Raw genomic sequence first — 15,054 nt, forward strand, 5'->3', positions numbered from 1 at the left:
AGCGTTAAGTACCAATCTTATGAGTAAACAAAACCGACGTCGAGAGGCTTTAGTATATCACGCAAAACCTACACCTGGAAAAATTTCAGTTGTTCCCACAAAAAAATATTCATCACAAAGAGATCTCTCATTGGCTTATTCGCCAGGGGTTGCAGAACCTTGTCTTGAGATCGAGAAAGATAAAGACAACGCCTATAAATATACTGCTAAGGGTAATCTTGTGGCGGTTATTTCTAACGGTACAGCGGTTTTAGGTTTAGGCGATATAGGTCCCGAAGCTTCAAAACCAGTAATGGAAGGTAAAGGTCTGCTCTTTAAAATATTTGCAGGTATAGACGTTTTTGATATTGAAGTAGGGACTAAAGATGTTGATGCTTTTATAGAAACGGTTAAAAATATTGCTCCAACATTTGGGGGGATAAACCTTGAAGATATAAAAGCGCCTGAAGCTTTTGAAATAGAGAGAAGACTTAAAGAAGAGCTTGATATTCCTGTAATGCACGATGATCAACACGGTACTGCAATAATTTCTGCAGCAGCTTTGCTTAATGCTCTTGAACTTGCAGAAAAAAATATAGAAGATGTACGTATAGTGGTAAGTGGCGCAGGTGCTGCCGCAGTATCATGTACAAGATTATATAAAGCCTTTGGCGCCAGAGCAGAGAATATTGTTATGCTTGACAGCAAAGGTGTAATTAGAAGTGACAGGGAAAATCTTTCTGTTGAGAAGAAAGAATTTGCTTCAGATCGTAAGATAGATACGCTTGTTGAGGCTATGAAAGATGCAGATGTATTCATCGGTCTTTCTATTGCAAACATTGTAAGTGAAGATATGCTGCTTTCTATGGCAGATAATCCTATTGTTTTTGCCATGGCAAATCCAGATCCTGAGATTCCTTATGATGTGGCTGTTTCTGTGCGTAAGGATATTATTATGGCTACAGGACGATCTGATCATCCTAATCAGGTGAATAATGTGCTTGGTTTCCCTTTTATTTTTCGCGGAGCTTTAGATGTTAGAGCCACTAAGATTAACGAAGAAATGAAAATGGCGGCGGTGAAAGCACTAGCCGAATTGACTAAAGAATCTGTGCCCGAGCAGGTAAATATCGCTTATGGCGAAACAAGGCTTAATTTTAATAGAGAATATATTATCCCTAAGCCTTTTGATCCTAGATTAATAACAAAAGTGCCGCCGGCAGTTGCACAAGCGGCTATGGATAGTGGCGTTGCACGTGTACCTATTATAGATTGGCAACGTTATGAGGACGAGCTTCTTGATAGAATGGGTTCTGATAATAAGATTGTACGTCTTCTGCTTAATCGCGCGCGCACTAACCCAAAACGTATTGTTTTTGCAGAATCAGATCAACTAGATGTTTTAAAAGCTGCACAGATCGTTCATGACGATGGTATTGCATTCCCGGTTTTATTAGGTAATCGTGAGACGATACTCGAGCTTATGCAAGAGCTGGAGTTTGACGAGGCAGATGTTGAGATAATAGATCCTAAATCTCCTGAAGAGAAGGAACATCTTAACAGATATGCCCACATCTACTGGCAATCTCGCAAACGCAAAGGGGTAACCTATTTTGATGCTCAAAAACTGATGAGACAGCGTAATTATTACGCATCTATGATGGTGAGTGAAGGTGATGTAGACGGTATGATAACAGGTTATTCTAGCAGCTATCCTTCTGCTGTAAAACCAGTACTTGAGGTGATAGGAGCTGCTCCTAATGTGCAAAAAGTCGCGACTACAAACCTGATGATTACTTCTCGTGGGCCATTATTTCTAGCAGATACTTCAATAAATATTGACCCTACGGCAAAAGAGTTGGCAAAGATCGCACAAATGACAGCGCGTACGGTACGCATGTTTGGTCTTGAGCCTGTTGTTGCAATGACCTCTTATTCAAATTTTGGATCTTCTAAAAATGAAAAAGCAGTTAAAATGAGGGAAGCCGTTTCTTACTTACACAGATACTATCCAGATCTTTTAGTAGATGGTGAAGTGCAGGCGGATTTCGCATTAAATGCGGAAATGCTAAAGAGTAAATTTCCGTTTTCAAAACTGGCAGGTAAAAAGGTCAATACCCTTATTTTTTCAAATATAGACTCGGCAAACATTACATACAAAATGCTCAAAGAACTTGATAAGGCAGATAATATTGGGCCTATCATGCTGGGTATGCGTAAGCCGGTTCATGTGTTGCAATTAGGTGCCAGTGTAGATGAGATGGTTAATATGGCGGCAATAGCTGTTATTGACGCGCAGCAAAAGGAGAAAAAACAGGAAACTACACTATAAAATCGGTCGAAAAGGCAGAAAATCAGCCTTATTCAAAGCATTTTTATTTAGTACATTTGAGGCCCCTAACATTTCCTTAACAAATGATAACACACCTCAAAGGCAAGCTTGTAGAAAAAAATCCTACCGAAATTATCATAGATTGTAATGGGGTAGGATATTTTGTCAATATATCTTTACATACTTATTCTCTTTTGCCAGATGGCGAGGCAATAAGCATTCATACCTACCTGCACATTAAAGAAGATGCGCATACGCTGTATGGGTTTATGCAAAAATCTGAAAGGGACATTTTTAAACTTCTTATTTCTGTTTCTGGCGTGGGTACAAGTACAGCGCGTACCATGCTTTCATCGCTTACTCCTGAGCAGCTTAAACAAAGTATAGCAACAGGTGATGTTCCTGTAATACAGTCTGTAAAAGGAATAGGAGCAAAAACTGCTCAACGTGTGATTCTTGATCTTAAGGATAAGATTCTTAAAGTATACGATATTGACGAAGTTTCAATAAGTACAAGCAATACCAATAAAGAAGAAGCGTTATCTGCATTAGAAACTTTAGGATTCTTACGCAAACAAGCAGAGAAAGTTTGCAATAAAATAGTGCAGGAGAATCCATCAGCAGACGTTGAAACCATTATTAAACAAGCGCTTAAAAACTTGTAATCCAATTGGGGACAAAATTATTTTTAGCTTCATCAGTACGATATATTACCTTATTCGGAATATTTGCAATTTCATTTTCTGCCTTCTCTCAAGATGACGGGCAGGAGCAGGATTCTACAGCAACGGGATATTCTCTTGGCAGACTTGAGCTAAAGAATCCCAGTAGCATTATTGCAAAATATATATATGACCCACAGACAGACCGTTATATTTATAGTGAGAAACTAGGTGATTTTGATATTAATTATCCACTTATCTTAACTCCGCAGGAGTTTAAAGACATGGTGCGTAAAGAACAAATGCGCCAGTACTTTAAAGAAAAGATCGCTGCCGTAGATGGTAAAACCGAAGAAGGACAGGAGGCTCAAAAAAATCTATTGCCTAATTTCTATGTAGATTCTAACCTTTTTGAATCGATTTTTGGCGGTAATACGATAGAATTGATTCCACAGGGATCTGTAGAGATGGATCTGGGAGTGCTTTATACAAAACAGGATAACCCAAGTTTCTCACCCAGAAACCGAAGCAACTTCAGTTTTGATTTTGATCAGCGCATTAGTCTTAGCTTACTAGGTAAAGTAGGAGAAAGACTGCAGGTAAATGCGATGTATGATACAGAATCTACGTTTGATTTTCAGAACCAGATAAAACTTGAATACACGCCTACTGAAGATGATATTGTACAAAAGATAGAAGTGGGTAATGTGAGTATGCCATTAAATAGTGCGCTTATTCAGGGTTCACAAAGTTTATTTGGTGTAAAAACCCAGTTACAATTTGGGAAAACGACTGTAACAGGTGTGTTTTCAGAACAGCAAAGTCAGACAAATTCTGTAACCGCAGAAGGTAGCGGGACAGTTGAGGATTTTGAGATTTTTGCTTTAGATTATGATGAAAACAGGCATTATTTTCTTTCGCATTATTTTAGAGATCACTACGACGAGGCTCTTGCGAGTTATCCATTTGTAAATTCTAATATACAGATCACGCGTATAGAAGTTTGGGTCACAAACCGAAACCAAACAGTTCAGGGTACACGTAATATTGTAGCTGTTCAGGATATTGGTGAATCTAATCCTGAAAATATTGGTCTTGCAGCACCGCCTTCAGGGTTTGTAAACAGACCTTCAGGTTCTTATCCTGCAAATGCAAATAATGATTTTAATCCTTTTGGCATAAACGGTAACGGTCAAACCGTTCTTAATAATGCAATTAGAGATGCTGCAACCGTAGAACAAGGTTTTGGTGGTGTTCCTGTTTCAGACGGAACAGATTATGTATTGCTGGAGAACTCGAGACAACTTACTTCAAATGAATATACGCTTGATGCTACCTTGGGTTATATATCTTTAAACCAGAGGTTGAATAATGATGAGGTTCTTGGGGTGGCTTTTCAATATACCGTGAACGGGCAGGTTTATCAGGTGGGCGAATTTGCAAATGATGGTGTAGATGCAACCGGCAGTCCGTATGCCGATGATGATGGCGATGGTGTGCCAAATGTTGTTGATGTTGATGCAGATGGAGATAATATTAATGAAAATGGACAGGATACTGACGGTGATCAAATAACAGACGCTGCAGATGCAGATCAAACTGCAGGCGCAGATGTGAATAACGATGGTATTCTTGATCAGTTTATTCCGCCGGGTCAAGGTGGTGAACCTAAAGCTCTTGTGGTTAAAATGCTGAAAAGCAACATTACAACTGTGGCTGAACCGGTTTGGGACCTGATGATGAAAAACATCTATGGCCTTGGTGCAGGACAGTTGCAGCAAGATGGTTTTAGACTTAATATAGTATATACTGATCCTTCCCCGCTTAATTATATTACATCTGCAGAAGGCGGCCCTGCGCTTCCGGACGATGTAGATCAAACTTCGTTATTACGTGTTTTTAATCTTGACAGGCTAACGACTTATGGTGATCCTCAGGTAGGAGGAGATGGTTTTTTCGATTTTGTGCCGGGACTTACGGTAAACGTGAGAAATGGTAGTATAATTTTCACCTCTGTGGAACCTTTTGGTGAGTATCTCTTCAATAAACTTAGAAGCGAAACCGGTGAGGTTTATGATGACGGTGTAGATATGACAAATGATGAGCAGCAGACATACAATGCAAACCAGCGTAAATATGTGTACAAGTCACTTTATACTTCTACTAAGACTGCTGCGAGAGATAATGCGGATAAGAATAAATTTCAATTAAAAGGAAAATATAAATCTACACAGGAAGATGGTATCCCAATAGGTGGGTTTAATGTGCCCCAAGGTTCTGTGACTGTGACTGCGGGTGGACGTGTTTTACAAGAAGGTCTTGATTACACAGTAGATTATGCAAGAGGCAGAGTAATTATTCTTGATCAGGCTTTAATAGCTTCTAATATACCTATTCAGGTTTCCACAGAAAATAACACGCTTTTTGGTCAACAGACAAAACGTTTTACGGGTATTAATGTAGAACATAGATTTAACGAGAATTTTTTAATAGGAGGGACTCTTATAAATTTAAATGAAAGACCATTAACTCAAAAAGCCAATTATAGTTTTGAGCCTATAAACAATACCATATTTGGTCTTAATGCTAATTATTCTACAGAGGTTCCGTTTCTAACTCGATTGGTTAATAAACTTCCTAACATAGATACAGATGTAATGTCTAATGTTTCTATGCGTGGTGAGTTTGCTTATCTGCTTCCGGGCCAACCAAAAGCTACCGATTTTAACGGAAAAGCGACCTCTTACGTTGACGATTTTGAAGCTGCCCAAACATCAATAGATGTTAGTTCACCTTTGCAATGGTACATGTCTTCTGCTCCTATTGGTTTTGGCGGTGAATTATCAAATGGAGATTTAGCTTCGGGTTATAGAAGAGCAAAATTAGCCTGGTACAGTATAGATCCTATTTTTTACACCAGCCAGAGACCCGGTGGTATCAATAACGATGATATTTCTACATATGCCACCAGACGTGTTTTTAGAGATGAGATTTTCCCCCAGCAGGATATAGTTGCAGGAACAACTCAGGCTTTATATACACTTGATCTTGCGTATTACCCAACAGAACGGGGAGCATACAATTATAGCCCAGACGCTCAGGATGGTGTGCTAAGTAATCCTGAAGATAATTTTGGTGGAATGATGCGTCAATTTACTTCAACAGATTTTGAGCAATCTAATGTAGAATTTATAGAATTCTGGTTGATGGACCCGTTTATCTATCCAGAGAACGCCGGCAACACAGGCGGCCGTTTGACCTTAGACCTTGGTAGTATTTCTGAAGATGTGCTAAAAGATGGTCGTAAACAGTACGAGAATGGTCTGCCCAAAGATGGCGGTACGCAAAATAGTTCTGCAACAGCATGGGGAAAAGTGCCCACAAACCAGGCGCTGGTCTATGCTTTTGATACACAGGGGCAGGAGCGTACCAATCAGGATGTAGGTTATGATGGTTTAAGTGATGCTCAGGAAGCTGCTATGTTCTCAGGTTTTGCAGGTTTACCAGATCCTTCAGCAGATAATTATCAATATTTTGTAGCGGCAGAAGGTTCTGTACTTGACAGGTACAAGAACTATAATGGGCAGGAAGGGAACTCGCCGGTAGATGTTACTCAGACTAACCGTGGTTCTACTACATTTCCTGATGTAGAAGATATAAACCGCGATAATACGATGAACACGGTTGATAGTTATTATGAATATCAACTTGATATAACACCACAAAGTCTAACGATTAATAATGAGTACATCATAGATGTGCGTCAGGAGCAAAATTATGAATTACCTAATGGTAGCACGATTCCTGTAAGATGGTTGCAGTTTAAAATTCCTATTAATCAACCTACAAATACAGTAGGAGGGATATCAGACTTTAGATCAATTCGCTTTATGCGAATGTTTATGAGCGGCTTTAGCCAGAATACTGTACTTCGTTTAGGCACACTTGATCTTGTGCGAGGTGACTACCGCAGGTATGATCTTACTCTGGATCCTGATCTTTCTGATCCTGCAACTGAAAGTACACAGTTTGAAGTTGCTGCTGTAAGTATACAGGAGAATGAAGATAGAGAGCCTATACCATACACCTTACCTCCCGGGGTTTACCGTGAAGAATTAATAAACAACAATAATAACATACGCCAGAATGAGCAATCGCTTTCTTTAAGTGTTTGTGATCTTGAGGCGCAGGATAGTCGTGCGGTTTATAAGAACTTTAGATTAGACATGCGTCAATACAAAAATCTAGAGATGTTTGTGCATGCAGAATCGCAGATCAATCAGGTAGCATTACGTGATAATGAGCTGGTAGCTTTCGTTAGAATGGGAACAGATTTAAGTGAAAATTTCTATCAGATAGAATTGCCACTTACACCTACAGATTTTGGTACTACCAGTCCAGACGCTATTTGGCCCGAGGCAAACAGATTAAATATTCCTTTTGAATTACTTCAAAAAATAAAGGCAACTTTCTTTGGAGGTTCTATTGTGCTAGATGATCCCAATGTAATAACCTATTTTGATGAAAATGGTGATCTAATTACTAATCCCGAAGAAACTCCTTATGAAACCGGTAGCATACGTGTAGGTATTAAAGGTAATCCTAGTTTTGGTGACGTGCGAGTACTTATGTTAGGTTTAAAGAATGGGAATGAAACCAATGGGCGTGATATATGTGGAGAAGCCTGGTTTAATGAATTACGACTTTCAGATCTTCAGAATGAAGGGGGTTGGGCAGGAATCGCCAATATTGATGCAAATATCGCCGATTTTGCCACTGTTTCTGCCACCGGAAGGCAAACTACTATCGGTTTTGGAGGTATAGATGAAGGCCCTAATATGCGCAGCAGGGAAGATGTAAAATCTTACGATGTGGTTACTAATGTAAATGTGGGGCAGTTATTACCGAAAAAATGGGGTATTCAGCTTCCTTTTAACTACGCCGTAGGTGAGGAGATCATCACGCCACAATATGATCCTTTATATACAGATATAGAATTACAGACCAGTCTTGATAATGCTGCGACCTCTGCAGATCGTGATGAGATTGAAGGGCGATCTGTTTCGCATACGCGAAGACGCAGTGTAAATCTTATTGGGGTGCGCAAAGAACGCACGAGTGATGCAAAACCAATGCCTTATGATATTGAGAATCTTACTTTAGCCTATAGCTATAATCAGGAAGATCATAAGGATTTTGAGATAGAGCAATCGAGAAATCAAAATGTACGCGTAGGCGGAACTTACAATTATACTTTTGATGCAAAACCCTTTGAGCCATTTAAAGAAAATGATTCAATATTTACCAGTAAGTACTGGCAATTGCTTAAAGATTTCAACTTCAATTATCTTCCTGCAAGTGTTTCTTTAACTACAAATATCACCAGACAATTCAGTCAGCAAAAGTTTAGAGATATAACATTACCTCCAGGCTCTATTGTTCCGGAATTTTCGCAACGGAATTATTTGTTTGACCGGCAATTTTCTTTGAATTATCCCGTCACGCAGTCATTGCGACTAAATTTTGATCAGTCTCAGAATAGAATTGTGCGCAATTATTTACAGGATGATGATTCTATAGACCCTGAAGCGGGAGGTATTTATGATGGTTTCTTTGATGTGGGTACACCCAGCAGGCATTACCAGACTTTGCAGGCAAACTATGATCTTCCTATAAGTAAAATACCGTTTCTTGATTTCGTAAAAGCAACATATTCATACACTGCAGATTTTCAGTGGAACAGAGGTTCGTCGCAATTTCAGTCATTAGAAAATATTCCAGATCTGGGTAATTCTGTAGAAAATGCAAACACGCATGCTATTAATGGTTCGCTAGACATGACCTCGTTTTACAATTCTATAGGTCTGGTAAAAAAACAACCAGCTGGTGCAGCAACTTCACGCGCCGCAAGAAGCAGGGCTGTGCCTACTTTAGGTGATGACAATGAGACCGCAGCACAGCAACCAGAATCAGGTAAGCTGTCTGCCGGTGAAAAAGCCACAAATACAGCTATAGGAATATTAACAGGTATCAAGCAAATACAAGTTAATTATCAACAGAATAACGGTACTTATCTTCCCGGTTATTTACCCGGAGTTGGTTTTATAGGTACGCTGCGTCCCACTACCGGTTTTATATTTGGTAGTCAGGCAGAAGTGCGAGATTATGCAGCAAGAAAAGGCTGGTTAACCCTTTATCAGGAATTTAACCAACAGTATCGTGAGGTTGAAAACAGGCAACTGGATATTCAGGCGCAGGTAGAGTTTATTCCAGATCTTACCATAGATGTAAATATGAATCGCATCTATCAGGAAACGTATAATGAAAACTACAGAGTAGATCCTCAAACTCTGCAATATCAGACTTTGACAGGGAGTACTTATGGAAATTTCAATATTTCCACCTTAATGATAGGATCTGCTTTTGGCAAGAATACCGCTGAAAATTCGCAGGTTTTTAACGATTTTAGGTCAAATAGGCTGGTTATTGCACAACGTCTGGCTCAGGATTTTTACGGTACTTCAGATTATCCTACAGATGAGAATGGGTATCCTGTGGGTTACGGGCGTACAAACCAGGCTGTGCTTATACCTGCATTTTTATCAGCTTACACAGGCGGCAGTGCAGACAATGTTTCGCTGGGAGCATTTAGAAGTTTTCCGTTACCTAACTGGAATATAAAATATACCGGTTTTATGAAGTTAGACTGGTTTAAAAAGAGGTTTAAGCGTTTTTCTGTAAATCATGGTTACAGAGCGGGATATACGATAAATCAGTTCAACACCAATCTTAATTATAACAGGCAGCGTAATACATCACCAGAAGATGCGCAGGTAGATCAGGCAGGTAACTTTTTAAACGAGACGCTATATTCTAATATTAATCTTGTTGAGCAGTTTTCGCCCTTAATTCGGTTAGATTTTGAAATGCGTAACTCAGTTAAAATTTTAGCCGAAATACGGAAAGACCGTGCTTTGTCGCTTAGCTTTGATAATAATTTAATGACAGAAATTAACGGTAATGAATATATAATTGGGCTGGGATATCGTCTAAAAGACATTACATTTGCTACAAACATTGGTGGAAAACGCACGATCTTAAGGAGTGATTTAAACTTTAAAGCAGATCTTTCATTGCGACAAAATGAGACCATTGTGCGTTATTTAGATATTGATAATAATCAAGTAACTTCAGGTCAGGATATTTATGGGCTCAGGTTTACGGCAGATTATGCATTAAGTAAGAATTTAACGGCCATATTCTACTATGACCATTCATTTGCTACCTACGCAATATCTACCGCGTTCCCGCAAACAACCATTCGTTCTGGTTTGACCTTACGTTATAATTTTGGAAATTAATAACACTTAAAATATAATGAGTTTACCAGCAGATTTAAAGTATACCAAAGATCACGAGTGGGTTCGTGTTGAAGGTGATGTAGCCACAGTAGGAATCACAGATTTTGCTCAGGGAGAGTTAGGTGATATCGTATACGTAGAGGTAGAAACAGTAGACGAGACCTTAGATAAAGATGAGGTTTTTGGTACTGTAGAGGCGGTAAAGACCGTTTCAGACCTGTTTTTACCTTTAACAGGAGAGATCATTGAGTTTAATGACAAGCTAGAATCTGAACCAGAAGCTGTAAATAACGATCCTTATGGTGATGGCTGGATGATTAAAGTTAAGATTTCAAACCTTGATGAGGTTGAGCAATTGCTTAGTGCAGAAGCCTATGGGGAGATTATTGGCAAGTAAATTCTTTTCGCTTTTTGCAGCCATCGTTTATACAATATCGCTGGCTGTAGTCTCAATGATGCCTACCCCAGAGATTCCCGGAGCACCTGATTATTCAGACAAAATATTTCATTTTTGCGCTTATATAGGGTTTACCGGGTTGTGGTTTTTGTTCTTTTATTTATTTGGAATTAAAAATAAACGTTTACGATCTGTAGTTTTAATTACAATTTTTATCGCTCTTTTTAATGGTACGATAATTGAAGTAATGCAAGGGTGGTTAACCACTTACAGATCAGCAGATCCTAAGGATATGATTGCAAACTCAGCAGGAATTTTAACATGTGTTTTGCTGATTATTGCCTTTAGACCCAAACTGCATCAATTAAAATCAAAATTTTAATTTCATATTGCAGATGATTTTATTTAAATTAGCAATCCTTAACAACTAAGATTTTATGGAACCTAAGAAAAATCCGAAAGCAGACCTGGGCAGAAGAAGCGTTCTCTTCTTTCAAATAGGTTTGATTTTAATCCTCGCGCTTACTTATGGAGCGATCGAGTGGAAAACTTATGAAAAGAAGGCGATCGATATTGGCCAGTTAGACATGGACGATGTATTGGAAGAAGATATTCCAATTACAGAACTGAACACGCCACCACCACCACCACCGCCACCACCGCCACCAGCACCCGAAGTTATCGAGGTAGTTGAGGATGAAGCAGAGGTAGAAGAAACTGTAATAGAATCTACAGAAACCAATCAAGAAGAAGAGATTGTAGAAGTAGAAGACGTACAGTTTGAAGAAGAAGAAGAAATTGCAGATGTACCATTTGCAGTTATTGAGAACGTACCTATTTTCCCTGGTTGTGAGAACGAAAGTGGAAACGACGCTAAAAAGAAATGTATGTCTGAAAAGATATCATCTCTTGTAAACCGAAAGTTTAATACAGAATTAGGTAGTGAACTTGGGTTAAGCGGTGTAAACAGAATTTACGTGCGTTTTAAAATTGACAAAAACGGGAATATCGTTGATATAGGTTCTCGTGGACCGCATCCTAGACTAGAGCAGGAAGCAGAACGTGTAATTAAATTGTTACCTAAAATGACTCCTGGTAAACAGAGAGGAAAATCAGTAGGTGTACTTTATTCACTACCTATTGTATTCCAGGTGCAGGATTAAATAAAAGTTATCTATAATTTAAAATCCCGTCCGCGAAAGCGAGACGGGATTTTTTTTGGCAAGCTTGTTGTTAACGTTTTAATAGATTATTAACTGTTAAAACTATTTTATGAAAACTTCACAAAAAAGTGGCGATTCTGTTCGGCAAAACAGAATCAGCCCAACAAGCAAGCATGATGTAAATTTACGAAAAAACAACTTGGTCTATTTTCAAATAGGTCTTATTGTAGCGCTCCTTCTTGTACTCTTCGCTGCTGAGTATAAAACACCAGTAAAAATGTATGTCCCTGAACAAATGCCTGAAACCACAGCTTTAAATGTAATGGACTGGGATGAGAATTTCACCGTTGCAAAAAGAGAACAACCTAAAACTGAAACAAAAAAAGCATCAACCACTCTGCCGCCTATCGAGGTTCCTGATGATTTTGTTACTCCTAAGATGGCAGATGATATTTTTCCTCATCCGGAGCCAGAACCAGATTTTAATCCTAATTTTTTAGATACTAAAAAAGAACAGCCTATAGAAAATGTAGACTTTAGAAAAGTAGAATTTGTTCCTGTCTACCCAGGTTGCGAAGGTTTAGACACGAATGATGAGCGCAAAACGTGTATGCAAGAGAAGATAAATAAGCTAATAAGCAGAAAGTTTGACACAAATATTGGTAGTAAGTATGGTTTGTCTGGTATGAACAGAATTGATGTGCAATTTACCGTTGATGAAAATGGGAATATAGTTGATGTAAAAACGCGCGCGCCTCATCCTGCTCTGGAGAAAGAAGCAGAACGCGTAATTGAGCTAATACCTCAAATGAAACCGGGAAAACAACGCGATAAAAGCGTTCGTGTTATTTACGGGCAACCCATCCTTTTTAAAACTGAGAATTAATTTGAGCTAATTTTTACTATAAAAAACCCGTTTTTAACTTGTTAAAGGCGGGTTTTCCATTTTATCCTATTTCAAAAAAAGCCATATCTTGCTGCCGCCTTAATCTATTTTTATTATAATGAAGTCTACTGTCTCATTACTTCTATTGTTTATTTTCATTAATACTGCCTACTCGCAAAACTCACAAAATACTTTTGAGAAATATCCTGTATTCCCTCAATGTGAAAATGTTGAGATTAGCCAGATGCCAGAATGTTTCAGGAATACGTTGATTCAATTTATTATGGAGAATTTTAAAACTCCGTCAATTGTTGAAGAAGAGGGTTATAAGGGGGAACTGGTAGTTCTTTTTGAGGTTGATAAGGATGGGAAATTCAATATCTTAAATACAGAAGCTGTTTATGAAGAACTAAAAGAGGAGATTAAGCGCGTGTTTGTAGCATTGCCTCAAATCACACCTGCTTCTTATGATGCCAGACCAACGTACATGCAGTTTAGCATGCCTATACAGTTGCCGCTATCACGCAATACGCGAGATAATAAAGAGCTTAGTAATGAAACCTCAAAAGTTATTGATCTGCGTAAAAATGAGTATGATGATTTAAAAACTGATCTAACATATCAGGATAATGAATACACCAGCCAATTAAATATTCCTCTTTCTCATCAGGTCTATAGTAGGTTTGATTATGAAATGAACCTTGTAGGCACAAATAGTCACACGGCCAGCAAGCCTTTCCTTTACCAGGAAGTGAATAATTATTATGATTTTGAAAGTAAAAAAACCTCCCTTTTAAAGGCAAAAACCTCCTGGTTTGGCCGAAAATTCTGGAATGAGCATATGGTAACTCTGCAGCATGAGAACTACTGGTTTACACTAGATCCGGGAGCAGATCTACAATTGGGTTTTGAAACCGCAAATAATGAAGATCAAAGCTACACGTATAATAATACGAGAGCGTTAATTTTTCAGGGCGGCCTGGGTAAGAAATTAAATTTCTATACCGTTTTTTACGAAAGTCAGGGTTCTTTTGCCGGTTACTTTAATAGATACGCACGCTCTATACGTCCTGACGGCGGTAATCCTGCTATCGTTCCTGGCAGAGGTATTGCGGCAGAATCTCGTGCAGGAGATTTTGATTATCCTATCGCAGAAGCATATTTATCTTTTACTCCCAGTAAATATTTTAACCTTCAGTTTGGTCACGGTAAGAATTTTATAGGCGATGGTTACCGCTCATTAATTTTGAGTGATAACGCGAGCCCTTATCCATTTTTCAAAATCAATACAACTTTTTGGAAATTTAAATACACTAACACCTGGATGTCGTTGCGTGATGTACGGCCAGAGGTTGTAGGTGATGGTTCTTTTCGTACAAAATATATGGCAAATCACTACCTGAGTTTTAATGTTTCAAAACGATTGAATATTGGTCTCTTTGAAAATGTGATCTGGGAGAATGATAATGACCGTGGTTTTGATCTCAATTATCTCAATCCTGTGATATTTTACAGAGCCATTGAGTTTTCTACTGGCTCAAGAGGAGGAAACGCTTTAATAGGCTTAAGCGGAAAGTATAAATTCAGTGACCAGTTTAATGCGTATGCTCAGGTCATTATTGACGAATTTTCTACGGGAGCAATTACGGGTAATGCAAAAAGCTATAAAAATAAGCAAGGTGTGCAACTAGGCTTAAAATATTTTAATGCTTTTAACATTCCTGATCTGCAATTGCAAGTAGAATTTAATCAAGTAAGGCCTTATGTTTATTCTAACAATGAGATCATTTTAAATTACGGCCATAATAATCAATCTATGGCGCATCTATGGGGAGCTAATTTTAGAGAATTTATAGCTATTGCTCGTTATGAAAATGCGCGTTGGTATGGTACTGCAAAATTCATTTATGGCACACGTGGGTTTGAGATGGGAGATATAAATGATGTTTTCTATGGTGGTAGTATTTATGGCAATGATGAGAATCGCCCTTCTGATGATGGAATTTTACTAGGCCAGGGGAATAAAACAAATACGTTACACGGTAATCTTGAAGTGGGCTATTTAATTAACCCCGCTACTAATTTAAAAGTTTATTCATCAATCATCTATAGAGATAACACGACAGAGGTCTATGATCCTGTAAATTTAGATGAGACTACACTTTGGGTAAACTTCGGTTTTAGAACAGATCTGTTCAACTGGTATTTCGATAACTAAATAGTATAAAAAGAAAGGTGTGCTTTTAAAAGCACACCTTTATACTAGCGGGGAAG

General features: G+C 38.4%; 8 protein-coding genes. All 8 read left to right on the top strand.

Going from position 1 to position 15,054, the window contains the following annotated elements; genetic code table 11:
* The first annotated feature begins 19 nt into the window (after positions 1–19).
* The 8 genes from ACH3O9_RS09560 (at position 20) to ACH3O9_RS09595 (ending at position 14,998) form a co-directional block, all read left to right on the top strand.
* Positions 20–2,311, top strand: coding sequence for an NADP-dependent malic enzyme (locus ACH3O9_RS09560; protein WP_416439795.1), 2,292 nt, complete (start codon positions 20–22; stop codon positions 2,309–2,311).
* 83 nt (positions 2,312–2,394) lie between these two features.
* Positions 2,395–2,976, top strand: coding sequence for a Holliday junction branch migration protein RuvA (gene ruvA, locus ACH3O9_RS09565; RefSeq protein ID WP_416439797.1), 582 nt, complete (start codon positions 2,395–2,397; stop codon positions 2,974–2,976).
* Positions 2,976–10,334, top strand: a complete 7,359-nt coding sequence (sprA, locus tag ACH3O9_RS09570; protein WP_416446663.1) for a cell surface protein SprA — start codon at positions 2,976–2,978, stop codon at positions 10,332–10,334. Before ruvA ends, sprA begins: the two co-directional genes overlap by 1 nt.
* A 16-nt stretch (positions 10,335–10,350) precedes the next feature.
* On the top strand, positions 10,351–10,731 hold the full coding sequence (gcvH, locus tag ACH3O9_RS09575) for a glycine cleavage system protein GcvH (protein ID WP_416439799.1): 381 nt from the start codon (positions 10,351–10,353) through the stop codon (positions 10,729–10,731).
* Positions 10,709–11,113 (top strand): VanZ family protein, encoded by a 405-nt coding sequence (locus ACH3O9_RS09580; protein ID WP_416439801.1) that lies wholly within the window; start codon positions 10,709–10,711, stop codon positions 11,111–11,113. Before gcvH ends, ACH3O9_RS09580 begins: the two co-directional genes overlap by 23 nt.
* A gap of 55 nt (positions 11,114–11,168) precedes the next feature.
* Complete coding sequence (locus tag ACH3O9_RS09585) at positions 11,169–11,894, top strand: energy transducer TonB (protein WP_416439803.1); 726 nt, start codon at positions 11,169–11,171, stop codon at positions 11,892–11,894.
* Between the two features lie 109 nt (positions 11,895–12,003).
* The gene (locus tag ACH3O9_RS09590; RefSeq protein ID WP_416439805.1) at positions 12,004–12,780 is read left to right on the top strand and encodes an energy transducer TonB; all 777 of its coding nucleotides are present in this window, start codon (positions 12,004–12,006) and stop codon (positions 12,778–12,780) included.
* Between the two features lie 118 nt (positions 12,781–12,898).
* Positions 12,899–14,998 (top strand): gliding motility protein RemB, encoded by a 2,100-nt coding sequence (locus tag ACH3O9_RS09595; protein WP_416439807.1) that lies wholly within the window; start codon positions 12,899–12,901, stop codon positions 14,996–14,998.
* Positions 14,999–15,054: the final 56 nt, after the last annotated feature.

Source organism: Leeuwenhoekiella sp. A16, assembly GCF_047946675.1.
In the GTDB taxonomy this organism is placed as follows: domain Bacteria; phylum Bacteroidota; class Bacteroidia; order Flavobacteriales; family Flavobacteriaceae; genus Leeuwenhoekiella.